Annotated in this window: 22 protein-coding genes and 1 pseudogene; 5 read left to right on the top strand and 18 right to left on the bottom strand. The window is 70.2% G+C overall.

The window, feature by feature from the left end:
* Nucleotides 1-59: 59 nt before the first annotated feature.
* The 6 genes from DVS28_RS03425 to DVS28_RS03400 all read right to left on the bottom strand — a co-directional run bounded on the left by DVS28_RS03425 (nt 60) and on the right by DVS28_RS03400 (nt 5682).
* Entirely contained in the window at nt 60-1160 is a 1101-nt protein-coding gene (locus tag DVS28_RS03425; protein WP_114590210.1) for a sensor histidine kinase, read from the bottom strand.
* Nucleotides 1161-1164: 4 nt separating this feature from the next.
* Entirely contained in the window at nt 1165-1578 is a 414-nt protein-coding gene (locus DVS28_RS03420; RefSeq protein ID WP_164709885.1) for a response regulator, read from the bottom strand.
* Nucleotides 1544-3313: a sensor histidine kinase gene (locus DVS28_RS03415; protein ID WP_114590208.1), complete on the bottom strand. Its 1770-nt coding sequence runs from the start codon at nt 3311-3313 to the stop codon at nt 1544-1546. Before DVS28_RS03415 ends, DVS28_RS03420 begins: the two co-directional genes overlap by 35 nt.
* Nucleotides 3310-3654 carry a hypothetical protein gene (locus tag DVS28_RS03410; RefSeq protein WP_114590207.1) on the bottom strand — a complete coding sequence of 115 codons (345 nt, stop codon included), beginning with the start codon at nt 3652-3654 and terminating at the stop codon, nt 3310-3312. Before DVS28_RS03410 ends, DVS28_RS03415 begins: the two co-directional genes overlap by 4 nt.
* 44 nt (nt 3655-3698) lie before the next feature.
* Entirely contained in the window at nt 3699-4943 is a 1245-nt protein-coding gene (locus DVS28_RS03405; RefSeq protein ID WP_114590206.1) for a DUF5667 domain-containing protein, read from the bottom strand.
* Nucleotides 4944-5022: 79 nt separating this feature from the next.
* Complete coding sequence (locus DVS28_RS03400; protein WP_114590205.1) at nt 5023-5682, bottom strand: RNA polymerase sigma factor; 660 nt, start codon at nt 5680-5682, stop codon at nt 5023-5025.
* A gap of 128 nt (nt 5683-5810) precedes the next feature.
* Between DVS28_RS03400 and DVS28_RS03395 the strand changes: the two genes are divergently transcribed.
* Nucleotides 5811-6023, top strand: a complete 213-nt coding sequence (locus DVS28_RS03395) for a hypothetical protein (RefSeq protein ID WP_114590204.1) — start codon at nt 5811-5813, stop codon at nt 6021-6023.
* A 137-nt stretch (nt 6024-6160) separates the two neighbouring features.
* The gene (locus tag DVS28_RS03390) at nt 6161-6715 is read left to right on the top strand and encodes a hypothetical protein (protein WP_216826362.1); all 555 of its coding nucleotides are present in this window, start codon (nt 6161-6163) and stop codon (nt 6713-6715) included.
* Nucleotides 6716-6767: 52 nt separating this feature from the next.
* Here DVS28_RS03390 and DVS28_RS03385 read toward each other — a convergent pair whose 3' ends face one another.
* Nucleotides 6768-8009 carry a hypothetical protein gene (locus DVS28_RS03385; protein ID WP_114590202.1) on the bottom strand — a complete coding sequence of 414 codons (1242 nt, stop codon included), beginning with the start codon at nt 8007-8009 and terminating at the stop codon, nt 6768-6770.
* A 136-nt stretch (nt 8010-8145) separates the two neighbouring features.
* On the opposite strand from DVS28_RS03385, the gene DVS28_RS03380 reads away from it, so the two are divergent.
* Together DVS28_RS03380 and DVS28_RS03375 are read left to right on the top strand one after the other, a co-directional pair.
* Nucleotides 8146-11115, top strand: coding sequence for a cell wall-binding repeat-containing protein (locus tag DVS28_RS03380; RefSeq protein ID WP_164709883.1), 2970 nt, complete (start codon nt 8146-8148; stop codon nt 11113-11115).
* A gap of 116 nt (nt 11116-11231) precedes the next feature.
* Nucleotides 11232-12143: pseudogene (locus DVS28_RS03375) on the top strand (cell wall-binding repeat-containing protein); the annotation flags it as partial.
* Between the two features lie 90 nt (nt 12144-12233).
* Here the strand turns inward: DVS28_RS03375 and DVS28_RS30110 are convergent.
* From DVS28_RS30110 to DVS28_RS03335, 9 genes are all read right to left on the bottom strand, one after another.
* Nucleotides 12234-13889, bottom strand: a complete 1656-nt coding sequence (locus tag DVS28_RS30110; RefSeq protein ID WP_342795433.1) for a DUF2142 domain-containing protein — start codon at nt 13887-13889, stop codon at nt 12234-12236.
* Nucleotides 13890-13970: 81 nt separating this feature from the next.
* Entirely contained in the window at nt 13971-15512 is a 1542-nt protein-coding gene (locus DVS28_RS03370; protein ID WP_114590199.1) for a phosphoenolpyruvate carboxykinase (ATP), read from the bottom strand.
* 147 nt (nt 15513-15659) lie between these two features.
* Entirely contained in the window at nt 15660-16523 is an 864-nt protein-coding gene (locus tag DVS28_RS03365; RefSeq protein WP_114590198.1) for a hypothetical protein, read from the bottom strand.
* Nucleotides 16523-17410, bottom strand: coding sequence for an MBL fold metallo-hydrolase (locus DVS28_RS03360; protein WP_216826361.1), 888 nt, complete (start codon nt 17408-17410; stop codon nt 16523-16525). The genes DVS28_RS03365 and DVS28_RS03360 overlap by 1 nt, the downstream gene beginning before the upstream one ends.
* Nucleotides 17407-18237, bottom strand: a complete 831-nt coding sequence (locus tag DVS28_RS03355; RefSeq protein WP_164709881.1) for an NUDIX hydrolase — start codon at nt 18235-18237, stop codon at nt 17407-17409. Before DVS28_RS03355 ends, DVS28_RS03360 begins: the two co-directional genes overlap by 4 nt.
* Nucleotides 18238-18250: 13 nt before the next feature.
* Nucleotides 18251-19156 carry a formylglycine-generating enzyme family protein gene (locus tag DVS28_RS03350; protein ID WP_114590196.1) on the bottom strand — a complete coding sequence of 302 codons (906 nt, stop codon included), beginning with the start codon at nt 19154-19156 and terminating at the stop codon, nt 18251-18253.
* A gap of 48 nt (nt 19157-19204) precedes the next feature.
* Nucleotides 19205-20644 carry a lysyl oxidase family protein gene (locus DVS28_RS03345; protein ID WP_114590195.1) on the bottom strand — a complete coding sequence of 480 codons (1440 nt, stop codon included), beginning with the start codon at nt 20642-20644 and terminating at the stop codon, nt 19205-19207.
* 59 nt (nt 20645-20703) lie between these two features.
* On the bottom strand, nt 20704-21132 hold the full coding sequence (locus DVS28_RS03340; RefSeq protein WP_164709880.1) for a hypothetical protein: 429 nt from the start codon (nt 21130-21132) through the stop codon (nt 20704-20706).
* 32 nt (nt 21133-21164) lie between these two features.
* Nucleotides 21165-22346, bottom strand: a complete 1182-nt coding sequence (locus DVS28_RS03335; RefSeq protein WP_164709879.1) for a glycosyltransferase — start codon at nt 22344-22346, stop codon at nt 21165-21167.
* A gap of 61 nt (nt 22347-22407) precedes the next feature.
* Here DVS28_RS03335 and DVS28_RS03330 point away from each other — a divergent pair, with 61 nt between their 5' ends.
* A complete protein-coding gene (locus DVS28_RS03330; protein ID WP_114590192.1) occupies nt 22408-22908 on the top strand; it encodes a MarR family winged helix-turn-helix transcriptional regulator in 501 nt (166 codons plus the stop codon).
* On the opposite strand, the gene DVS28_RS03325 is transcribed toward DVS28_RS03330, so the two are convergent.
* Nucleotides 22909-24588, bottom strand: a complete 1680-nt coding sequence (locus DVS28_RS03325) for a sulfatase-like hydrolase/transferase (protein WP_164709878.1) — start codon at nt 24586-24588, stop codon at nt 22909-22911.
* A gap of 89 nt (nt 24589-24677) precedes the next feature.
* Nucleotides 24678-25379 (bottom strand): hypothetical protein, encoded by a 702-nt coding sequence (locus DVS28_RS03320; protein ID WP_114590190.1) that lies wholly within the window; start codon nt 25377-25379, stop codon nt 24678-24680.
* Between the last annotated feature and the right edge of the window lie 51 nt (nt 25380-25430).

The following is a 25430-nucleotide window of genomic DNA, read 5'->3' as shown; positions in this document are numbered from 1 at the left end:
GTATTTCCGTTTCACATTGCCGTGCTCCGCACGGACGACTTCAACGCCCGGTAGCTGAGCTAGCGGTGGGTGTGGGGCTGGTCCAGGGCGATCTGGACGTCGGCGGGGGTGGGCAGGGACAGCACGATGGTGGTCCCGACGCCGTCGGGGCCGTCTTCGACCCAGACCTGCCCGCCGTTGGCCTGCACCACGTTGCGCACCGAGGGCAGGCCCAGACCGATGCCCGGCGATCCCGGCGTCAGCTGGACGCCCATCTCGAAGACCTGCTCGCGTGCGTCCAGTGGGATGCCCAGGCCGTTGTCGGAGACCGACACGCGAACCCGATCACCGTGGATGGCCCCGTCGATGCGCACCATCGGCGGACGCTCCGGATGGGCGTACTTCAGGGCGTTGGCGACGAGGTTGTGCATGGCATGCCGAAGGGCCGACTCGTCGGCCATCACGTCGGGGATGTCGGACACGACGATGCGGCCACCCTGCTGCTGCAGGATCGGGTCGAATGCGGTGACCAGGTCGGACGTCAACGCCGCCATGTGGACGCGCTCGGGCACACCCGCGGAGGAGAACCGGGCGAAGTCCAGCAACGTGTCGATGATGCTGGCCAGCTCGTTGGCCGACGCCCCCGCCCGGTCCAGCATCATGGTCAACGTGTCGTCAGCGGCCTGTCGGCTGGCCAGCTTGAGGTACCCGACGAGTCCGGCCAACGGCGCCTTCAGGTCGTGTGCGACCACGCCGGCGAACTCGCTGAGACGTTCGTTGGCCCGCCGCAGCTCGCCCCGGATGCGGTGGCGGTCGATGGCGTAACGGATCGCACGGGCCAGCGCGTCGGGGTCGAGGTCGGCCGCCTTGACGATGTAGTCCTGCGCCCCTGCGGCGAGCGCCTCCACCGCAACTTCTGCGCCACGCTGGCCGGTGAGGACGATCACCGGCACGTCGGGATGCGCGTCGACCAGCGCGCCCACCGCGTCGGTGCCCTGGACCCCCGGCAGCCCGAGGTCGCAGAGCACGCAGGCGATGTCGTGGGCGTCGAGGGCGTCGAGCCCCTCGGCCAGGGTCTCGGCGACGACGCAGGTCACCTCGCCGTGCACGCCCTCCTCCAGCGCTTCCTCGACGATGAGCGCATCGCCGGGGTTGTCCTCGATCAGCAGGATCCTGGTCACGGGGTCACGTCTTGGGGAGCTGGGCGATGCGCAGCCAGAAGGCGTCCAGGCTGCGGAGGGCCTCGGTCATCTCCCCCGGCCGCTGTGGCTTGGTGACGAAGCTGGACGCGTAGGAACGGTAGGCCTCCACGACCTCCTCCTCTGCAGCCGTTGACGTCATGATGATCACGGGGAGATGCCGGAGGTCCTCGTTGGCACGCACGGTCTGCAGGACCTCGATCCCGTTCATCCCGGGCATGTTCAGGTCCAGGACCACCAGGTCGGGCAGCCGACCGCTGGTGACCCCACGATCGAGGGTCGCCAACGCCTCGGCGCCGTCGCTGGCGGTGAGGACGTCGACGCCGACGTGCAGCTCCTCGAACGTCTCCTGCATCAGCAGCACGTCACCGGGGTTGTCGTCCACCAGCAGTACCTGCAACGGTGGTTCCTTCGTGGCCATCGGTGTCCTCTGCTGCCTGCGGGTTGGGGACCGACCGCAGGGATGCGTTCGGCAGGGTGATACGGAAACTGGCACCGCCCAGGTCACTGTCGTCGACCTCCACCGTGCCACCGTGTCGGCCGACGATCCGGGCGACGAGGGCCAAGCCTATGCCCGTGCCCTCGTAGGCGTCTCGCTTGTGCAGCCGCTGGAACATCTGGAAGATGCGGTCGCGGTGCTTCGGCGGCACACCGATGCCGTTGTCGGCGACCTCGAGCACGGTGCCGCGGGGGCTGTCCCATCCACGGACGGCGATCACCGGAGCCCGCTCGGGGTCGCGGAACTTGCCGGCGTTGCCGATCAGGTTCTGCAGGACGTGGCCGAACAGGTCCGGGTCCACCACCACGTCCGGGAGGTCCGGTGCGACCTGCACGTCGACATCGCCGAGCGGCGCCCCGAGATGTCGGACGACCTCCGTGACCATGTCCACGAGGTCGACGCGTTCCACCTCGAGCTCCTCGCGGCCGACGCGGCTGTACCGCAGCAGGGCGTCGATCATGTCCTGCATCCGGTCAGCGGCGTCCACGGCCAGGTCGACGTAGGTCCTGCCCCGATCGTCGAGCTTGTCGCGGTACCGCTCACCGATCCGGGTGCAGTACGCCGACACCATCCGCAGGGGTTCCTTCAGGTCGTGGGAGGCGACGTAGGCGAACTGCGCGAGGTCGGCGTTGGAGCGTTCGAGCTCGTCGTTGGTGGTCGCGAGCTCCGCAGTGCGCAGCGCGACCCGACGTTCGAGGTCCTCGTTGAGGGTGGCCAGCCGGAGGTGTGCCCGCTCGAGCGCCTCCAGCGCATCCTCCTCCGCGACCGCCACCCGCTCGAGCCTCCCGGCCATCAGCTGCACGAGGGCGGCAACCATGACCAGCGTGAGCGTCGTCACCAACGCCAGCTGCAGGTCGAGGTCGGCCAGCAGTCCGGCGGACTCGACCCGGTCGACGATGACGCCGATCCCGAGGACCACGACCGTGACGGGCGCGAGGAGTCCACGCAGCACTCGACCGCCGGCCCTGCTGGACCAGCCGATGCGCAGGGGGCCACGGTCCGACGTGGCGATGGCCAGCCCGACGGTCGCCACGACGAGCGACACCGACGTGTGCACCGCCATCTCCGTGGCCCGCCCGATCCCCCTGGTGCTGGCGGACTCCAGCGCGTAGCCAACGAGCGCGAACAGGGAGAGGAAGCCACCGACGGACGCGATCGCCTGCCCCGCGACATGCACGACGCCGTTGGACGGACGGCAGGCCAGGACCACCCACGAGAGTCCGAGGGAGACGAAGGCGATGGCGGTGTTGGCCCCCATCCGTCCGGGGTGCTCGGCGGCCTCGGTGTCCACGACCAGCAGCTGGTCGATGCCCAGGTCGACGCCGAAGACGTACTGCACCAGCGTGAGCGCCCCCAGCAGCAGCACCAGGAACCCACACGCGACCGCGATGACCTGGCCCCGGCGACCCCGGCCGTGCGCCATCGTCGCCCCACCGAGGGCGGCCACGCCGAGTGCGGTGTTGACCTTCATCGAGGCCAGGCCGGGGACGACACGGGTCACGATGTCGACGCCCATCCCCCAACCGACGAGCAGCACGATCGCCCCTGCCAGGAGGAGGAACATGCCCGGCTTGGCGGCCAGCGCACGGCGTTCCATGTCGATCCGCGAGGACGGATGCGTGGATGCCCCGCTCATGTCGGCTTCCTGACCAGCAGGGTGCACTCCTCGATCTCTCGGTGTCCCCGGAGCGCCCGCAGCAGGTCCTCAAGCTCGAGCCACTGGGAGCTGTCCCCGCCGACCGCGGCCCAGTCCGCACCCTCACCCATCGGGCGGCCGGCGTCCAGCGCGCGTTCGGCGAGGCGCCTGAGGATCGCCGGGTGGAACCGCTCGGCAACCTCCTCGTGCCCCCACGCCCAGATGGAACCGTGGTCGGCGTTGTCGTTGGACAACCGCGCCCACTCGACGTCCAGCCGCGCCAGCACGTCCTTCCACACCTGATAGGTGAGCGCGCTCAACCCGACGTCGATGCCGTCCATCGGCCCCAGTGTGGCACTGTCCCACACCGAGAACGAGGCACTTGTTACTCGGTGGGGTGCTCGGTCCGTCGGGCGATGACCTCCGACGGCGCCGCCGCGTCGTCCTGATCGGCTGTCGGCTCCGGTTCTGCGGTCGCGGAGGGCTGGGGCTCGACGGGCTGGGTCGCCGACGGCTGGGGGTCGGGCGTGTCGGCGTCCTCGTCATCGGACCGCGAGTCGCCGGCCTCGCCTTCGGAGGGCTGCGGGCGGGCGGTCACGACGGGCCCGGCAGGCTGGCTGGGGGGCGCGCTCGGTCCGGAGCTGGGCTGGCCCGTGGCCGGACTGGTCGGCCCGGGACTTGCCGAGGGGCTGGTCGACGGGTTGGGCGAGCTGCTCGGCGACGGTTCGCTGGCGGAGCCCGTTGGGGTCGGCGTCGGGGTGGGCGTCGCGGACCCGGATTCCGTCGGCTGCGGGGTCGCCGAGGGGGTTGCCGTGCCGGTGGGGGTCGGGAAGGCGGTCGCGACGTCGTCGGCGATGCCGTCACCGTCGAGGTCGACGATCACGACGGGCGTGTCGGGGATGCCGTCCCCGTCGGTGTCCTTGGGTTCGGCCGTCGACTGCGGGGTCTTGGACTCCGAGGGCGCCGCCGCCGGCGAGTTGGTGCTGGGCACCGGCGTTGCGGTCGCCGCACCCGGCGCGACGGTCGGCGTCATGGCGACCTCCACGGCCTGGTCGACGTCGACGGGCAGCTGGAGCTGGGCGATCGATTCCGTGGTCTCGCGCCTGATGCTCTCGCTCACCGGCTGGACGCGGGCCGCAACCTCCGGTGCACCGTGCTCGACCTCGACCAGGGTCACCGCGATCTGCTCCACGAGCTCGGGCACGTGCTGCGGCCGGCTGACGGCGATCTGCTGGATCTCGTCCAGACGGGTGCGAGCGAACGACAGCTGGAGCTCGGCGCGGGTCACCGGGTCCCGGACGAAGATCAGCTGTGCACGTTCGGTCCCGCGCTTGACGTGGTAGAGCGCATCACCGGGAAGGGATCCCTGGCTCGCCGCAACGGCCACACCCGACATGGACATCGTCATGACCAGCGCAAGCACCGGGACGGCAGCGCGGGGCAGCCGGCGATGGGCCAACGAGACCGGGGCATCGACCTCGTCTTCGGCTTCCGACGCGATCCGCTGCGCCTCCGAGTGGATCACCCACAGGTGTCGCGACGCCGTGTCGAGGTCGACCGGCTCGACGAACGCATCGTCCAGCAGCTCGGCAAGCGCCGGGTTGCGGTCGGAGCGATCGGTGTAGTCCATCGTCAGGTGTCGTCTCGGGGAGGTGGGGAAGTGGGAAGTGGTCACGCAGATGGAGTCGGCGTACGGAGCCGACCCGTGGCTAGGACGTTTCGGGGGGCGTTGCCCGTGCGCCCTTTTCTCGACCGTCCCCAAGGTTTTCTCGGCTGTCCGTAGGCCGGCGGTCGCGGGCAGCGATCATCTCGGCAGCCATCTCGGTGTCGGCGAGCAGCCTCGCGAGCGCCCGTTCCCCGCGGTGCTGGAGGCTGCGGATGGCCCCCTCGGTCTTGCCGAGGATGTCGGCGACCTCCGGGGCCGAGAGCTCGGCCACGTAGCGCAGCTGCAGGACGGCACGCTGGTCCTCCGACAGGTGGGCCATCGCCGCACGAACCGTACGGCGGCGTTCGTTCCGGATGGCCAGCTCGCCCGGACCTGCGGATTCGTCCTCCACGTCGAGCCGGTCGACATCGTCGAGGGTGTCCTCGGCCCGGCGCTTGACCTTCCTGATGTGGTCGAGGGCGTTGAAGTAGGCCGACCGGAACAGCCAGACCTTGATGGCGGCGGCGCCACCGTTGATCGTGTTCCCCTTGCGGAGCAGCTCCACGAAGGTGGCCTCGACGAGGTCCTCGGCGGTGGCTCGGTCACGGACGCGCGCGATCAGGTAGCCGAGAAGCCGATCAGCGAGGTGCACGTACACCTCACCGACAGCGTCGGGGTCACCTCGTCGCACGCCCTCGGCGACGGATTCACTGAACAGGGTCATCGGTACGATCCAGAATCCTCGTTTCGGTCACGACCATAACTGTCCGTCCGGCCAGCATCATTGGGCTTCCACGAAACGTCACAGGTCTGCGACCCCCCACATCCCGTGCCGCCCGGAGGACCGAACCGATGAGCGCAGACCCTTCCCCCACTGCCCCGGACTACACCCCGGCGTCGGCGATGTCGTTGCGGGACCTCCGGGCGGAGATGCTGCAACGTGCCGCCGCTGCAGCGGCGAAGGCACGGCGTGCCCGGCGAAGGGGACAACTTCGCGAGGCCAGGATGCTCGAGCAGCGCGCGGAGCAGCTGATCGAGGTCGCACGATCTGTGAATGTGACGTAACACGTCAATGAGACTCCCCACGGAGTCACTTGGTTTCACATCACATCAACAATTTTCGGCACCTGTGATGCCGACTTCTGGGCATGACGTAGAGTTCACTCGGTAATTCCATATCTTCCACCCCCAGGGAGCACCGAGTGAGCCAACCAGAAACCATCGTCCGGAAATACCTCACTGCGTTGAAGGACCCGTCGACACTCCGCGACGACGACGCCATTCAGGAAGCAGAATCAGCGCTCGGCGACGAGAGTGACCCCATCGAGCGCCTGAAGTTGCAGCAGAAGCTCGCCGAGCTCAACGCGCCCTCGATGAACGCCATAGAGGACGAGTTCGTCGTCCACGCCAAGGCCTGGGCCGACGAGGCGGGGCTGACCGGCAAGGCGTTCGAGGCAGAGGGCGTCCCCGGCGCCACCCTTCGGCGCGCAGGCTTCGACGTCGCGAAGGGCCGCAAGCGCGGGGCCGCCAGCAGCACACCTCGCAAGCGTTCGTCGCGTACGACGCAGGAAGACGTCATCAACGCGATGCCGAAGTCCTTCACCCTGAAGTCGCTTCGCGAGGCGACGGGCGGGTCCCCCGCAGTGGTGCGAAAGGCCGTCGACGCCGAGATCGAGGCCGGTCGCGTTGCAGACGCGGGGCCCGACCCGGATCATTCCGGGCCCGGTCGCGCCGCGACGCTGTATCGCAGGACCTGATCGGTCCACCCACCAGCGCAACACCCTCGGCGGCAACGACGCCGATCGAGATCTAGACAGCTGTGACCGACAGCACACCGACGGCGGTGTAGGTGCCGATCGCCCACAGGGCAGGGCGAAGGGCCTGGGGGCACCGCCGTCGGACTGCATGGCCCGCAAGGGTTGCAGCCACGACGAGCAACGAGAGCTGCACGATCACCTTCGGCGTTTCGCCGATCAGCTCGTTGGCCGGTACGAGCGATGCCGTGCCGAACATGTCCACATCGCCACCCAACGGGTTGCTGAGCCGGGCCACGACGATCACGGCGGCCTTGAGCAGCCGCTCGCGGACCATGGCCTGGGCCAGGCCGATACCGGCGACCACGACCGCGACGGCGCCCGTCACCACACCTGCGGGGGAGCCGGACCGCACGGCCCAGCGCTCCGAGGCCTGCAGGCCGAGGACGGACAGGGCGGCAACACCGATCAGCCCGGGCACGGTCGTGGTGGCTGCCAGCGGATCGATGCCCAACCCCAGTAGCTGGCGGATCCACAGCGTGCTGATCCGCAGCGTTGCGAAGGTCAGCCCGCCAGCCAGGACGGCGATCACGACCGTGGTTCCCCGGTCCGAGGCCAGCCGCGTCCGGCGGTTGCGCATCCCGTCGATGGTCCCGAAGAGGACGGTGAGGAGCTCACCGGCCTCGAGCCATCGGCGGCGACCCACGGCGAGGCACCCGGCGAGCATCAGGATCGTGTAGCCGGCAACCACGGCGCCGACCACCCTTGGCTCCAGCGGCTGGGAGTACACCCCGAGGTAGTAGGTCCAGGCGAGTGCAGCGGGCACCGCCCACCACCGCCCGCCCCTCAGCGGTGCCGGACCGACCGGGTCGCCCTGACCGCCCAGCGCCTGCAGCCCCCTCGCGAGGGTGTCGAAGGGGTTGATGCGGTCCCACCATCCGCGACCGACCAGCGCGACGACCAGCAGCCCCGGCCATGCCAGCCCGATCGCCAGTGACGGTGCGATGTTGTCGAGCTGGGAGTCCTGCCCCAAGCGGCCGGCGATCACGACCAGCAGCAGGATCGCGACGGCGAACGTGCGTGCCACCCGTTCACCGGTGCCCATCGAGGGCCGCCCGCCGGGCGTGCCGTGGCCCGCCGCGTCCTCCGGAGTCACCTGCGGCGCACCGGTCGGCAGGCGGAGGACGAGGACCGTGGAGATCGCCACGACCACGGTGGCCAGGAACAGCGGCGGCAGCCCCAGTCCGCCCGGTTCGGTCAGCGGGTGGGCGAGAACAACGGTTTCGAGGGGAGACACGTGGGCGGAGCACCTTGGATGGCAGAATCAGTCGGCTGATGCGCGGGAGCATCAGCCGTAACCGTACGGCCACGCCGGACGTAGGACGTCACGACGGGTCCGGGCGGACCCACCCTCGATGCGGAAGGATTCCTCGGTGTCACGACGATCATTTGTGCCCCTCACCGTGCTGGCGCTGCTGCTGGCCCTGCCGGCTCCGGCCATGGCAGACCACCCAGCCAGCTTCGACGCCCTCGTCGGACCCGGCACCCCCGGTGTCTCCGGCGGGGTCGAGGGGATCTCGTGGGAACCCCTGGCCACCATCGAGACCGGCAACACCCACACCGACCTCGACTTCTTCACCCAGAACGGCGAGACCTACGTCGCGGTCGGCACGCTCGCGGCCGGCGCCAACGACGGTGGGCAGGCCATCGTGCAGCTGACCAACGGCGGCGAGACGATCGAGCCGACGTTCGTGTCGGCGTTCCCCTCCGCGTCGTGTGTCACCGACGCCTCCGGGGCGCTGGGCCTCCAGCACGACGTCGAGGCCACCCCGAAGGGCAGCGTGCTGCTCAACGAGACCAACCCCCTGGCCGACACCAGCGACGCGCAGCTGCTGATCGACGCCACGGATGCGCCGGGCCGCTGCCACGACCAGGGCGCGGGTGGACTTTCCGGTGTGCCGCAGGGCGGCCTGGAGATCGTCGACATCACCGACGTCACCGCGCCGACCGAGCTGGCGCTGATCAGCCACATCGGCGAGTCCCACACCGTCAACATCGACCCGAAGCGGCCGCACATCGCCTTCTCGGTGACCTCCGACGCGATCACCGTGGCCGCTGACGAGACCGACTGCGACGGTGACGGCGACGTCGAGGAGCTCATCCGCCAGAACGAGTGCGAGGGCGACTCCGACGCCTTCGACCTCGACGGCTTCGAGATCGTCGACCTGTCGTCGTGCATGGACTTCCCCGAGGGCACCTCGACGGAGGACAAGCGCGCTGCCTGCCAGCCCGAGACCTTCCGCTACCGCTTCGGTGACCTCGACACCCAGCTCGGCCACAGCCTCACCGGCACCGTCTACGGCTGCCACGAGCTGGAGATCTACCCCGACGACCGCTTGACCTGCGGGTCCGGGCAGGCGCTGCACGTGTTCGACATGTCCGGCGCGTTCGACGACAACGGCACGCCCGACGACTACTCCGACGACACCGTCAACGGCGACGCCCTGCCCTGTGCGGCGCGTGCCACGACGACCAGTGCGCCACTGCCCCCGGGCCTGGCCACCGGCGCGACGGTGTACGACTGCGTCGTCGGCGTCGACGACGTCGACCTGACGATCCCCAGCTGGCTGGCCATGGGCGCACCCGGTGTGGAGGGCGTCGAGCACCTCGGCTCCATCTTCCACTCGGGACGCACGGGGACCGCGAGTGTCTCGCCGTTCGGCTCCGCGCTGGACATCGACTTCGACCACGAGGCCGAGCTGACCCACTCGGGTCGCCACCTGATCGCCTCCGACGAGCGCGGCGGCGGCGTGGTGCCGCCCGGCGCGAGCTGCGCACCCGGGGTCGACAACCCCGAGGGCAACGGCGGTCTGCACGCCTACTCAGTGGACGGCCTGACCCGCGTCAACCCGGGCAGCCCCGAGGCGGCCCAGGCCGCCTACGCGCTGACTCCCGAAGGCGAACGTGCGGTCTACCGCACGTCGGTGCAGACCCAGCCCCAGGCGGCGTTCTGCACCGCCCACGTCTTCCACCAGATCCCCGGCCAGAACCGCGTGTTCATGGCCTGGTACACGCAGGGCACCCGCGTGGTGGACTACATCGAGTACCCCGACGGCACCTTCGAGTGGGTCGAGACGGGCTACTTCATCCAGCCGTCGACCGACCAGTGGGTCTCCGCGATCTTCGACGTCATCGACAACGGTGACGGCACCTTCACCTACATCGGGGTCTCGGCGGACACGTTGGCGGGCCGTGGGTCCATCGACGTCTACCAGGTGACCCTGCCTGCCCCCGCACAGATGGGCGACCAGGTCCCGTTCGACCCCGACTTCGCGCGCATCTCGGGAGACGGCTACACGGCGACGGCAGCCCGGGTCAGCCGCGAGCTGGGCAGCGCTGACACGGTCGTCATCGGCCGCGACGACGTGTACGCCGACAACCTGACCGGTGGGGTCGTGGCGGCCATGGAGGACGCCCCGCTGCTGTACACCGCCACCGACTCGCTGTCGCCCGAGACTGCGGCGGAGATCGAGCGGCTCGGTGCGACCAGCGCCATCGTGATGGGTGGCACGGCCGCGGTGTCCGACGACGTGCTGGCCGAGCTCCGCACGATGGGGCTGACCACCGAGCGCATCGCCGGGTCCAACCGGTTCGCGACCGCCCAGCTGGCGGCCAACCGCGTCGGGTCGACGACCGGGACCGTGTACGTGGCCGAGGGCGAGCACGCCGAGGCCCTGCGCGGATTCCCCGACCCGATCGCCGCGGCGGCGCAGGCCGGCCGTCGTGGTGACGCCGTGCTGCTGGTCAACCGCGACCGACTGCCCGAGGAGACGGTGGCCGCGCTGAACACGTTGTCACCGTCGGAGGTCGTCGTCGTCGGTGGGACCGCCGCGGTCAGCGCCGCGACCGAGCAGGCCATCGTCGACGCCGGGTTCACCACCCGACGGCTGGCGGGCGACTCGCGTTTCGGGACTTCCCTGGAGGTCGTGGAGGAGTCGCTGTCGACGGGCGCATCGACCCAGCGGCTGTGGCTGGCGTCGGGCGCCGACTGGCACGACGCGCTGGCCGCTGCACCGGTGGCAGCCATCCGTGGCGAGATCATGGCCCTCGTGGACGGTGACAACGGTCCCGACACGAGCACGGAGGTCTACGCGGCGGTCTCGGCCGGCCTGTCGCAGGCGCGGGTCGTCGGTGACGTCGACTCGGTGAGCCGTGCGGCACTCGACGTGCTGCACGAGGAGTTCATCGCCGAGGTGGACCCCGACGCGATCGCCATGCAGGAGGAGCGCCGGACCGACACCGCTGGCATGTTCGGCGGCCCCGACTGGGCCGTCGCCGCCGGCATCCTGGCGCTGCTGGGCGCATCCCTCCAGCGTCGCCGGCGCATCGTCCGAGCGGACTGACCTGCACGCCAGTCCTCCCGGATCACCACGGCCTCCGAGTACGCTCGGAGGCCGTGATTCGTCCTGCCGGTTCGGTGTTCCTGGTCCTGCTGGCCGTCGGGGCCTTGCTGGGCACCATGGTCGGTCCTGCCGCGGCCCAGAAGCAGGAGGTCGTCTCGGTCACTCGTATCGTCGGCGAGAACCGGTTCGACACGGCCGTGAACACCATGCAGTACGCGTTCGCGACGGCTGACGAGGTCGTCCTGGTCCCCGGGGGCCACCCGGCAACGATGATCCTCGGGACACACCTCGCAGCGATCAGCGGCCGGCCGCTCCTCCTGACCGACGGCCTCCGCCTGCCCGAGGAGGTGGAGGCCGAGCTCGACCGCCTCGAGGCGTCAGCGGTGACCGTCGTGGGTTCTCCCGAGCAGATCGATCCCGAGGTGGTCGCTGCGTTGGAGGACTTCGGCATGGCCGTCGAACGGCTCGATGCCGGCACCGTCCACGCCACGGCCGCGCGCCTCGCCGAGGCCGCTGGCGACACCGTCGACACGGTGGTGCTCGTCGGGGCCATGCCCAGGACGCCGGACATGGACTGGCAGGCCGCGCTCCTGGGTGCCGGCCTGGCCGCTGCGCTGGACGCCCCCTTGCTCCTCACCCCGCCCGACGTGCTCGACGACCGGGCACGCCGCGTGCTGCGCCGCATCGAGCCCGACCGGGTCCTCGTCGTGGGGGACGTCAACGCCATCGACGGGGAGGTGACCCGACAGGTCCAGCAGCTGGGGCTCCCCCTGGAGCGGATCTCCGGCGAGACACCGGTCGAGATGGCGGTCGCGGTCGCCGGGCGGTATCCCGAGGGCCGCGGACAGCAGGTGCTGGTGGCGGGCACGGGCCTGTACGCCGACGCCATCCCCACGGCCACCGCGGCGCAGGCCGTGGACGGACTCCTGCTGCTCGTCGATCGCAACGATTCGGCGGCCAACGTGCCGGCGCTGTCGCTCCTCGCGGGCCAGGACGTCGAGCAGCTCCTGCTGGTCGGCGGGTTCGGCGGCATTTCACGGCACGCGGCCCTCGAGCTCTCGCGCTCGGTCCACGGGTCGTTGCTGATGACCAAAGCGGCGCCGCCACCCCTGCGCACGTCAGGCGGGGACGTGGTCTTCCTCGTCCTCGGGCTCGTGCTGCTCCTCCGACGGGTGGGCCGACGTGGTCCCGTCAGCGCGGGAGAGGACGACCAGGCGCCTGAGCAGCTCGATACCGAGGAGGGCGAGCGCGACGGCGGTGATCTGGACGAGCAACGGCGGCCACGGCTGCCACGCCAGGAGGGCGCGGCCACCGTCGCTGAGTGAAGGCGCGTCGGGGGTGGTCCAGAAGTACTCCACTGCCGTCAGCCAGGACGACGCATGGAGCCACACACCCGCGACGAACACGGGCGTCCACGTCCACCGAGCCAGCGGCGGCCAGCGGTCGACGAGTCGATGGAGGCCCATCACCATCAGCAGCAACAACCCGGCGAGGCTGACGAAGAAGTAGCGTCCGTGGACCGCCCGGATGGTCCCGATGGTGTCCCACGAGGTCCACGACTGACCGATGGTGGTGACGATCGCGAGCACCCCGGGCAGCAGGAGCACGGTCAGCAGGGTTCCCTCCCGTTTCCGGACGGCGATCAGCACGAGCACGATCGCGACGATCGACAGCGTCGTGGTCGTGACCTCGCCGAACCCGGTCTCGGCCCATCCGAACCGACCCCAGAACGTCTGGGTCTGCGTGATCCACGCACGTCCGAGCCACCCGAGGACCGAGCCGTGCTCGTCTGCGGCCGGCGGGGCCGCAACGGAGGGCTGCACCCCGCCGAAGCGAAGCAGGTTCTCCCCGTACCACCACAAGGAGAGGCCGGCGATGGCGGCGCTGCGCAGGAGTCGCGTCATCGCCGCCCGTGGTTCGACGCCCGACACCCTGACGGCCCCACCGTAGGCAGCCACGACCGCGACCGGCATGAAGAGCGCGAAGCCCTTGGTCAGCATCGCGGCGAGAAGAATCGCGCCGACCCACGTCGCCGTCGCACGGCTGATGTCGCCCCGGTACACCCGGGCGAGCAGCAGCACGAGGAACGCGGTCAGGACGAACAGCAGGCCGTCGTTGCTGGTCACCGATCCGAGGTGGGCCAGCTGGGGGACGAGCAACGGGGACAGCGCTGCCGACAGCTCCAGGGACCGTCGTCCGTCGAGGACCCTGGCGAGCCCCGCCATCACGACCGGGAGCGGTGCAACCACGACCACTGACAGCAGCCGCATGATGCCGACGAGGACATCGAGGCCCACTCGCTCCCACCCGGGAATCGCCCCGATCACCCACGCGGCGGTGCGGTAGTACAGCGGGGGGTGCTGATACATCTGGTTCAGGCGGCTGCTCGGCAGCCGGTCGGCGGCCGACAACGTGGCGACGCTCGGGCGTTCGTCCCTCGGGAAGGCTTCCTCGGCTGCCCGTCCCCCGAGCCGCCGGTCGTCGAGGAACAGGTCGGGGTTCTGCGGATCACGCGTCCGGTAGCCGAACCGATCCTGCGCCTCGAGGATCGCGTTGCTCATCCGGTCGCCGTCGGGCGTGACCCACATCAGTGGAGACCGTCCCACCGTGTCGATGATGGTGTCGATGTGCTGCGGTTCGTCCGGCGCGGAGAAGATGGGGGGCAGGACCGACCACAGGCACAGCAGCAACGTCCAGGCGGCGGTGATCAGCCAGATCACGGGTGTGGTGTCCGCCAGCAGCCCCCGCAGGCTGAACCCGGTCGTGTCGGTCATGTCGGTCAACGGTAACCGTTCGGCAACGGCGAACGCCCCACCGGGGGTGGGGCGTTCGCGAGTGCTCGGTGGGCGGCGGGGCTAGCCCAGCGCCTTCACGATCTCGGGGCGAAGGCCCTCGTGCTTGGCCATGAACTCGTCGCGCTCGGCCTTGACGCGGGCGACGAGCTCGGCGTACTCCTCGCTGCGACCCTGGGCCTCGTACAGCTTGCGTGGCTGCAGGATCTCGATGTCGTCGATGCCCGGCACGGACGTGGCGATCTCGTAGCCGAACTCGGGGTCGACCTCCCACTCGATGGTGCCCTCGGCGATGCCCTTCACGATGGCGGAGGAGTGGGGGATCTTGATCTTCTTGGAACCCTCGACGTCGTCGCCGCCGCCGACACGACCGGTCGACATCAGGTAGACGCCGAAGTCGTAGTCCATGGACTCGATCATCTCGACCAGGCGGTTGCCCTGCATGTAGTCGAACCGCATGAAGAACGGGTTGGTGCCCGGCACGCGGAGGAACTTGCCGGCCTCGGCAGCACCACCGGCGGAGGTGCCCTTGGTCTCACCGAGCATGAAGTAGGCCGCGGCCTGCTCCGGCGAGGTCATGCGCGCCACGCCCGGAATGATCGACTCGTTGCGGTTGAGGATCAGCAGGAAGTTGGCCTTGCCCAGCTTGCGCGGGTCGAAGTGCGGGATGTCCTTCAGCGGGAAGGTGCCGCGGCCGTTGGCGGTGTAGGAGTCGTCGAAGAAGTCGACCTTGCCGTCGGTGACCGCGACGTTCTCCAGCCAGGACTCCTGCTTGGTCAGCGCACCGTGGATGGTGGGCTCGTAGGCCGGGTCCAGGCCGATGGTCTTGGCGAAGCAGCCGTCCTCGGTGGAGTACACGTCGCCGCCCTCGACCAGCGCGACGATGTCGTCCTGCACGGGGAGGGAGTTGTTCTGCTGCTGGAAGGTGGTGGTGGTCTTGCCCGTGCCGGACAGGCCGACGATCAGGGCGACCTTGTCACCGTCGTCGGTGGGGATGACCTTGGCGCCGGAGTGCATGGCCAGGGCGCCCTGCTCGTACACCCAGTCCATCCACATCCGCAGGCCGCCCATCTTCGACTCACCGAAGTAGTCGATGTTGAACACGCGGGTCACCTCGTTGGGGAGGTCGATGGTGACCAGCTTGTCGCCCGGGAACCCGTCAGCGGGGCAGTTGGGCGTGTAGATGATCGTGAGGGCGTCGTCCTCGTTCCACTCCGCGTCCTTGTCGAAGTACAGCTGCTGCTGCATCGCGGGGATGTTGGAGTTGGACGCCTCGATGTACACGCGTGCAGCGCGACGCATCGGGGAGTTCTCCGGGCCGATGTAGCCCTCGACCAGGACCATGTCCTGCTCGGCGATGTAGGCGTCCTGCCGTGCCGCTTCCTTGGCGTAGTCCGCGGTCGACATCGTCTGGACCTGGGTCGAGTCGGGGTCGTCGGTGACCAGGAAGGTCGAGCCGGCGGACCGCGACGTGACACGAACGGTCACGTTGTAGTTGCCGTATTCCGTGAGCTCGGCGTTGGGCATCTTCGCCACGAGCTCGCGAAGCTCCTCCTGGCTCGGATTTCGCAGAACGGACTTTGCCTGGGGCAGCTGGATGCTCAAGGGGGTTCTCCTGACGGGCGACGGTGGCCGACGGGTTCGAACTCGTGAACCCGCTCACGAGCTCTGTGGAAACGCAACGTTACGCCGCGGTTGTGGCAGTGAATCTACCCGGTTGGACTAGCCCCTTGACAATCGACTATTTGTGGTTTAGCCCAACGTTTCCACGTAGAGGAAGACCCCGTCCTCCGGCGCCCACTCGTAGACATCCGATGGCCACGCGACGATCGGATCGGGTGATCCGTCGCAGGTCGCGGTGATCCGTCCGCCGCTGACCTCCGCGCCGACGATGCCGTAGGTGTTGGATCCGTCCCAGCAACCACCCGCGGCACGCAGCGGCACGACCTCGCCATCGACGAGCGACCACAGGGTGATGCTCTCGCCCTGCCCGCCGCTGGTCTGCCGCACGACCACCTCGACGGTCTCGGGGGTCCCGTTGACGTCGGTCACCCGTACCGACTCGATGGCCTCCGCCGACCCACCCTCACCCGAATCGGCGAGGACGTACGTGGTGCCGTTCCAGCGGGCCACATCGATCCGTGACCGGCCCCCGAGCAGGCCGGCGACGACCACCTCGTTGCGGCCATCGGCGTCGAGGTCGGCCAGGACCACGTCGCTGGAGTCGATCTCCCCTGCGGTGAGGGACTCCACGAAGGCCGCCGCGTCGCCATCAGTGGGTTCGCCGCTGCCGTCGGTGGGGTCGGCGGGTGCGCCCGTGGAGGAGCCGTCGTCGCCCGAGGGCTCGTCGGTGGCAGCCGGATCCGTCCCGCTGCTGGTCTCGGACTCCTCACCCGGTTCGGGCGCCGTGGGTGCCGTCGATGCCTCGGTCGTGGGCGCGTCGGTGGCTTCGGTGGCCGACGTGACGGGGGTCGCGGTCAGCTGCCCGTCGATGGCGATCTGATCCCCGTCGTTGCCGGCCGTCACCAGCCCGACAACGACGAGGACGAGCACGACGACGGCGACGCCCGTGATCACCCCGACCACGCGTGGGTCCGTGGGTCGTTCGTTCGCCATCAGCGCTGCTCCTCGTCGTCGGGGCCGGTGCCAGCTGGGGCATGGCCGGCCAGGGTGGAGGGTTCGATCGGATCGCCCGTCTCCTGCATCAGCGCCGGGTCGGCCTGGCCACGGTCGATCAGCATGGCCAGCACGGCGCGCACGCTGCGCTCGGCGGCCGGGTGGAGGATCTCCGGTACGTCGGTGTAGACGGCTCGGACGATCGCCGGAGGGCTGTCGGCACCGTCGTCGATCGCCGCGCGGATCTGGGCTTCGCGGTCCTCGCGGTGGGCGAGGTACTCCGCGATCTTGTCGGCGGGGCGGTCCACTTCCGGGCCGTGCCCCGGGTAGATCCGCGCGCCGGGCGCACCGGCCAGCCTGCGCAACGAGTCCATGTAGGCGGTCATGTCGCCGTCGGGCCAGTTGACGACGGTCGACCCACGGCCGAGCACGTGGTCCCCCGTCAGGACGACGTCGGTCTGGTGGATCCGCAGGCACAGGTGGTCCGAGGCGTGGCCGGGGGTGTGCAGCGCGGTCAGGTCGATACCGGCTGCCGACAGCGTCTCGCCGTCGGCCATGGTGGACGCCTCGGGGATCAAGCCGGGGTCGAACGCCCGCAGCGCGGCGCCCCATCGGGCCGCCCACCCGGCCGCCTCGGCGTGGTCGTGGTGGTGGTGGGTGATGATCACCGCAGCCACGTCGGCACCGTCGATGGCGGCCTCGACCCGTGCGAGGTGGGCCGGATCGTCCGGGCCCGGGTCGACGACCACGAGGCCGCCGGAGGACGCGTCGCCGAGCAGGTAGGTGTTGGTGCCCTCCAACGTCATCGGTGAGGCGTTGGGCGCCAGCACCACACGAGTCAGCCCGTCGAGGGTCCGGACGGCGGGCGGGGGCGTCTCCTCGGTCACGCGTAGAGCTCGTGGGGGTACTCGTCGTCCTCGGGGAGGAAGATGGCGCTGTAGGACCCGTTGCCGTCGATCTCGATGTGCGGCTGGATCGGTCCGACCGTGGCCTGTCCGGCGGCCGCCGCGAGCAGCGCCTCGACCGTGCCGTGCTCGGCCATCCAGATCAGCGTCTTCCACGTGGGGAAGATGACCGGCAGCTCGTCTCCGGCCGCGACGTCGGCCGGGGCCACCCAGCGACACTCGGTGGTCTCGACCGCGTCGTGTGCCGGTTCGGCGTCGGCGGGGACGGGGGCGAGGAAGAAGCAGGTGTCGTACCGCTTGGGCTCCTGGATCGGGGTGACCCATCGCAACCAGTACGTCATGACCGACAGGTCCAGCACCAGGCCGTGACGCTGCAGGAACCCGTGCCAGTCGGCCTCGACGGTGCGGTCGTTGAGCGCATCGCGCATCGCGGCGAGCTCGTCGGCCGGCACGTCGGCGGGACTGCCGTCGGTGTGGGTGGCCAGCAGGACGCCGGCCTCCTCGAAGGTCTCGCGGACGGCGGCGGCGTGCATGGCGAGCGTCGCCGTCGGGCTGAGCCCGAACCGGTCGGCCAGCGCGTCGGGATCGATGCCCGTCCATGTCCCCTCCGGCAGCGTGGCGTCGCCGGCGTCGACCACACCACCCGGGAACACCCAGGCGCTGGCGGCGAACCCCGAGCGCGCGTGTCGTCGGAGCATCAGCACCTGCATGCCGTCCTGCTCGTGCTGGCGTAGCAGCAGGACGGTCGCAGCTGGTCGAGTGGGGGGCGCCTCGGCTGGCGTGGACGGAACTCGGTGGCGGTCAGTCATGGGGCCGCTGATCCTAGTGCGGCCGGTCGAACGCGACGCGGAAGCCGATGTTGGCGGTGGCGTCATCGGGCCCGGAGTGGTCCCTGGCAGCCACGCGGTACCGGTTGCAGTAGGAGTCGTGGCACAGGTAGGAACCACCCTTGCGGACGCGCCGGCTGCCATCGGTCCGATCAGCCACCGACCACGCGTCCGCGGTCCATTCCCAGACGTTGCCCACGGCGTGGTGCAGGCCGTAGCCGTTGGGCGGCAGCATGGTCACCGACACCGTGGCGCGGTTGGCCAACCGTTTCCTGGAGTGGGAGGGGAAGTCGCCCTGCCAGATGGTCGCGCCAGCCTTGCCCGCGACCCGGAACCGGTCACCCCAGGGGAACACCTTGCGCTCCAGGCCGCCCCGGGCGGCGTACTCCCACTCGGCTTCGGTGGGCAAACGGCCCCCGACCCATCCGGCGTAGGCGCCGGCGTCGTTCCAGGAGACCTGCGTCACCGGGTGGTCCCCGTCTGGCTGCACCGACGATCCGGGTCCGTGGGGATGACGCCAGTTCGCCCCGTCGACCGCCACCCACCACTCAGCCCCAGCGACCCGCCCGCGGACGCTGGCGTCGGGGGAGACGAAGTCGGCGAACACGAACGACCATCCCTCCTCTTCGGCCGCAGTCACGTACCCGGTGGCCTCGACGAACGCCGCGAACGCCGCCCGTGTGACGGTGGTCGTCCCGATGGCGAACGGGGCCACCTCGACCTCGCGGACGGGATCCTCCCCCTCCCCCGGGTTGGCCAACGGTCCCTCGTAGCCCATCGCGAAGGCCCCACCGGGAAGATCGGCGACCGGACAGTCGTACGCACCGATGCCCGGTGAAGGAGCAGGCGAAGGCGCAGCGGTTCCCGCGCGGGTCGGGGCGCAGCAGCTGGAATCGCTCATGCCCGCCAGTGTGGCAGCCCAGTCCTCCGTCGCGACCGGGGCTGACCGTCATTGCATGACGGCGTCGTCGAGCGCCGCGATCGGGTACTGGCCGCGGTGGTCGTCGGCCAGCACCTTGTCGGGGTCGAACGGCGAGTCGCCGTAGCCGCGCTCGAGGATCTCGACCTGATCGCCCGTCACGCGGACGTGGGCGTAGCTGGCGTTGTCGGACTCGTCTGATTCGAGCACGTTGTCGAGGACGTCGACGGTGGCCCGGATCACGTACTCGCCGTCGGGCTGACCGGAGAAGTCGACGAACTGTCCGGGTCGCTGCCAGCGGTAGTAGTCGCCCCACCCGGCGGTGAGGCCCATGGCCCCGTCGAGCTGGCTACGGACGATGATGCAGGACCCGCTGCGCGTCGCGTTCACCGCGCCGTTCGGCTGCTGATCCAGGGACCGCCATTCGCCGTAGCCCTGGTCCCCCGGGCAGAACCCCGACTTGTGGCCCACCCCGACAGGAGTGGTGGTTCGTGTCGCGGGGTCGACCCACAGCAGCTCGTAGAACAGGATGTCGGTGTAGTGCCAGTGGCCGTGGGTGGCGTGGTACTCGTAGGTGCCGGCGGGCCGCTCGGACGTGGTGCCGTCGGTGCGGTGGACGTGCTGGGTCATCTCGACCAGCCGGTCCCGGTCCTCGACCAGACGGTCGGGGATGGGGAATCGCAGGTCGAAGTGGCCCTGCCCGACGTTGTGCGGTCCCGTGGTGAACCGCAGGCAACGGGTCAGCACGCTCGGGTCGGGGTTGCGCGTGGGGTCGGCGACCTCCTGGACCTCGTCGGGTGTGCAGGAGTACAGCGCCCGTCCGCCAACGATGACGCCGGGGTTCTGGTCGTCGCCAGCGAAGAAGGTGCTGTTGGTCGGGTTGATGGGTGCCGCGAAGCCGATCTCGAACGGTGGGGTGGTCCGCAGGTTCGGCAGGAGCGGCTCGCCGCCGTCGTCATCGCGGTCGTCGTCGACCTCGAGCAGGCCGGCGCGAACCCTGACGATGGCCCCCGCGGTCCGCACGACCTGGACGGTCACCTCGTAGGTGCCCTCGGCTGGATCGGAGATCACGACCCCTTCGCTGTAGGTGTTGTGCGACGCCTTCTCCACGGTCTCCCCGTCGGGCATGGTGACGACCAGCGTGAAGTCGTCCTGCCGGTAGGCGTGGTCGAAGTCCACGCGCAGCACGTCGGCGTCGTCGTCGACGACGACCAAGGTCCAGGAGAAGGCTTCGCCTTGGTCGCAGGTCGGTGGCGCCGAGATGCCGTCCGGTGACGGGTCCCCCGAGCAAGCGATGTGCGGTGCCTCCCAGAAGAGCACCGAACCGTCGTCGAGCGCCCCGAGGGGGCCACCCGCCACCTCGCCGAGGTGGCGGTGACCGTCGTGGCCGTCGTCATCACCCACCGCCGGCACGGCGATGAGCGCGACGATCACGAGCAGGGCGGTCGGGAGCAGGGCAATGCGTCGCATGGTCGTTCCTTTGCGTGTGTCGTTTGACTGCGTGGCGGTGTCGTTGGACTGCGGGTTGCTCAATCGGTCGCGCTGGCGACGAGCACGGTGTGAGGGCCTGTGGACGCGCCACCGGTGTGGCACCGCCACCCGGGCAGCTGGCAGCGGGCTTGGGTCACGGTGATCCGGTAGGTCAGGCCAGCGCTGACGGCCGGCCCGGGGATGGTGAGCGCCCCGTGCGCCAGCGCGTGGGGCCCGTCGAGGGTCGTGGTCCGCGATCGCGCGGTGACCTGCTGGTCGCTGGTCCAGGTCACCGTGGCCACCAGGGGCCCGCAGAAGAGCAGGCAGTCAGAGGACGCGGCGACGTGCAGGTCGAGGTCCTGGCCGCCGATGGCCGCGATCACGGGCGCGTGATGGACCCGAACGGTCGGGCCCTGGCCGTTGGAGCTGGCCGCCGCGGCCGGCGACGCGATGAGCACGGCGACCGTGAGCATGGCGATGCGTCGCACGACGTTCCTCCCTCCTCGGGCGTCCATGACCATCAACCGGCCACGGCCGCGACACCGAGGGCCACGTCGAGCATGCTGGCCAGGGCCTCGCCGGGGGGCGGGTGGGCCGCCATCTCCGCGGCCACATCGACCGCGCGGGCCCTGAATCGGGGCTCGACCAGCACCCGCTCCAGGGCGGCGCGGATCGAGGCGGCGTCGAGATCGTGGAGCGCCACTCCCGCCCCGACGGCGGCCACCCGTTCGGCGTTGAACCACGTGTCGCCGGCGAAGAGGGGACTGATCACGAGGGGCCGCCCGAAACGGAGCGCCGCCAACGTCGTGTTGAACCCGCCGTGACACCACACGGCGGTCGCGTGCGCGAGCACGTCCTCCTGGGGCACGTACCGCTCGACCGTGACGTTGGCCGGCAGCGGCGGCGCTTCGTAGGCGTGGCCGGTGGTGAGCAGCACGTCGACGTCGAGGTCGCCGACGGCGTCCGCCATGGGCAGCACCACCCGGTCGAGCATCCCGGGCATCCGTCCGGCCTCGGTGCCGAAGGTCGCCCACAGCAGCGGCCTCCCCGGGTCACGCTCGCCTGGGGCCGGGCCCACGTCGTGCAGGTCTTCGCTGCGGTAGCGAATGGTCGTTCGGGGGAGCGGTCCGTCACCCTCGATTGACGCTGGGACGCTGGTCAGGTACGGCGCCTCGGCGAGGAGCGGGTCGCAGGTGGCGTCCGGCGCCAGGCCCAGCGAGGCACGGTGTCCCGCGAGCCCGCTGGCCACGTCGTGCCGCCAGTGCCGCAGGACCCCATGAGTCGACATCGCGACCGTTGCGTGGGCGACGCCCGCGGCTTCCGCGGCCAGCGGGCCGCTGAACTCCAGCGCCTCGTGGATCACCAGGTCAGGCGCCCACTCGTCCACGAGCGCGAGCAACCGGGGCAGCGTCGCGGCGGTGTTGATCCGCCCGAAGATCTCTCGCAGCACCACGGCGTTGCCGTCCTCGGTGTCCAGTCCTGCGGCGTGGGCGAACCACGCGTTGGCGTCCGCGAGTTGGGCAGACGAGCGATCGGGCACCACATCGTGTGCCAGACCGAGCTCGGTGAGGCGGCTGGTGAGGGAGGCCGGTGCCGCGACGCGCACGTGGTGACCAGACGCGTGGGCCGCCCGCGCCAGCGGGACCAGCGGGTGGAGATGACCGATGCCGGCCGTGGTGCTGAAGAGCAATCGTGACGCCATGGTGGGCCCCCTCGGAAGGTAGTCAGGCTGCCTTACGGTTTTAGTAAGGCATACTGACGACATGTCGTCAACCCCCTCTGATGAGCCGAACCCGGTGCTCACCGGCACCTACGACGGGGGGGACGAGCCACCGACGTTGGCCCTGGCAGAGCTGTTCTTCACCAACGTGACCGACCGGTTCCTCGCCGGTCTCGAGGCCGCGGGCTATCCGCAGTCGCTGGCGAAGAGCCGCCTGCTGGGGATGATTCCTCCGGACGGGGTGCACCTGACGGCCCTCGCCGAACGCTGCCGGGTCACAAAGCAATCGTGTGGCCAGATGGTCACCGAGCTCGAGGAGGAGGGGTACCTCGAACGGGTGCCCGACCCCAGGGACGGCCGCGCGAAGCTCATACGTTGGGGCCCCGTCGGTCGAGAGTCCGCTCCACACGCCTACGCCTCGATGCGTGCAATCGACGATCGGATCGCCGCGATCCTCGGCGAGGAGGACGCGCGCACCCTCCGACGGCTGCTGCTGAGGGTCGCGGCGGCCGAGGGCCTCCCGGACCGCGCCGGCTCCGCGTGATCACTGCGCCGGCGGCCACGGCTCGCGCGCGAAGGGTTGGGGGGCGTGGCTGGCCTTCATCGTGGTGACCATCCGGCCCACGACGTCGCGGTTGAGCAGTGCGAGGTTGACCGTCTCCCCACGGTCGGCGTGCATGTCGAACAGCTCGACCTCCCACCGCTCGTCGGGCGCGTTGGGGTCGGTGTGGCCGAGCGCGTGCCGCAGGCACTTCCACTTGCCCTCGCGGACGACCTGGACGTAGGTGTTGCTTGCGTTCTGCTTGCCGTCCACGTTGAGGCCGGCGTAGGGCGGGCGCTCGAAGTACAGCGGCCGCATCTCACCGTCGGACTCCCCGGTGATCCAGGCCCTGACGCTCGCGCCGTCGATGTCGGGCGGGATGTCGGCCCCGGCGAAGTCAGCCAGCGTGGGCAGGAGGTCGGCGAACTGCCAGGGTGTTGCGCCCACCGTCGCGCCGTCGGTGCGTACCAGTCCGGGCCCCCACACGATCATGGGCACCCGCAGGCCGCCGTCGTACATCGAGTGCTTCTTGGACCGCAGGCCGCCGGTCATGTCCCAGGCGATGTCGGCGATTGCGGAGTCCACCGACGGCGTGGTGTGCCGGGCCTCGTCGCCCCCGCCGACAGCCGCCCGCTCCTCCGTCGGGCCGTTGTCGGAGGACACGAAGACGATGGTGTTGTCGTCCAGTCCCAGCTCGACCAGCTTGTCGCGGATCATCCCGGTGTAGGTGTCGATGAGGGTGATCTGGGCGGCGTAGCGCTTCATCTCCTCGGTCCAGCCGACCCGGTCGGTGTAGGGCTCGGTGGACGGCACGTGGTTGGGCCAGTGGGCGTTCTGCAGGCCGACGTAGGCGACGAACGGCTGGTCGGCGTTGCGCTCGATGAAGTCCAGCGTGCGCTCGACGTAGGCCGTGGGCGCGTAGACCTCCTCGACCTCGCCCCCCTCGTTCTCCTCGATGATCACGCGCTGGTTGCCGTCCCAGAGGTAGCTGGGCCAGTACCCCTCGGTCGCGTGGTGGTGCCGGACCAGTCCGTAGAACTCGTCGAAGCCCTTCTGCAGGGGGTGGCTGTCGTGGCCGACGTTCTGCTCGAGGTCACCGACGGGGCCGCCACCTCCTTCGGAAGGTGCCGCGATGCCCGGGGCCACCCCTGCCCCGATGGGGACGTAGCAGTCGTCGGGACCGAAGCCCCACTTGCCGAACGCCCCGGTGGCGTACCCCGCCCGCTTCAGGACCTGCGCGAAGGTCGTGTCCTCGGGCAGGAGGGTGGGCTCGTCGCCGGTCACGGTGAAGTTGTTGTCGCGGACGCGGGCATGCCCGGTGTGCATGCCGGTCAGCAGCGAGCAGCGCGACGGCGCACAGATCGGGGCGCCGGCGTAGGTGTCGGTGAACGCGATGCCGTCGTGGGCCATCTCGTCGAGGTTGGGCGACACCACGTGCTGCTGGCCGTAGGCGCCGAACGCCCCCCAGCCGGTGTCGTCGGCCAGGACAACGACGATGTTCGGCCGGTCGCCGGTCGGCCGGGCTGCCGCGTTCGCGGGCCGTGCGGTGGACACGCCGGGGATCGGCAGGCCCCCGACCGCGGCGGCGCCGGCAACACCGGCTGCGGCGGTCAGGACGCGACGTCGGGTGACCCCGTGGCTGTCGGTTCGCGGGGTGGTTGGCGCAGGAACGCGCGGGTGCATGGCAACTCCTGGTCGTCGGCTCTGCCATGCCATTTCGACGCCGACCGCTGACACTCCTGCACGAATGTTGTTTGATCCGACGAATTCGTTCAGGCGTCGCGGAACCGTTCGGCGGGGAAGTCCAGCGCGAGCGCGAGGGTGATGCGTTGCTCGGGGTGGTCCGCCCGCACCATCCAGCGGCCGTCCTCGTAGGCGGCGCGGACCGAGGCCTCGGGATAGACGGTGATGCGCGAGTCGGTGGTCTCGCGGGGGGTCAGCCACAGCGCCTCACCGACCGTGATGAGGTCATCGCCACGGACCTGCTGGCCGCGGGGCTGGTCGGCCAGCTCGGTGAGGACCAGCAGACGGTTGTCGTCGGTGACCACGATCCGGCGGACGTGCCGCCCGATGCACGGCACGATCACCCCGTCGCCGTCGGACAAGGTGGCGTCGAGCAGGCCGCGGACCTGTGGATCGACGGTCGTGCGGTCCCACACCGCGTCCCGACCGCGCTGCAGCCGCTCCAGCGCGTCGCTGCCCGGCTTGGTGGGCAGCTCGGCGTCGGTGCGGGGACCAGCCCCCTCGACGACGACCACGTCGCCGCCGGGTTCGGCCGACAGCGGCCGTTCGGCCTGCGGGACCCCGTCGACGGCATCCTCGAGTGATCCCTCGACGATCGATGCGACCGGCCCCTCCTCCCCCACGTGGTAGCGCACACGGGGCCTGCGCCCCGGCAGCGCGCGGAACACGAGATCGGTCCCGCCGTCCTCGAGCCCCCGTTCGGCGACCAGCACCCACGTCCGCTCCGTCACCCGGCCAGTGTCGCAGGCGCGCTCCGGCGACGACGGACCACCCACGAATCG

Source organism: Euzebya pacifica (genome assembly GCF_003344865.1).
Taxonomy (GTDB): Bacteria; Actinomycetota; Nitriliruptoria; order Euzebyales; family Euzebyaceae; genus Euzebya; species Euzebya pacifica.
This window is presented reverse-complemented; position numbering and strand designations above follow the sequence as displayed.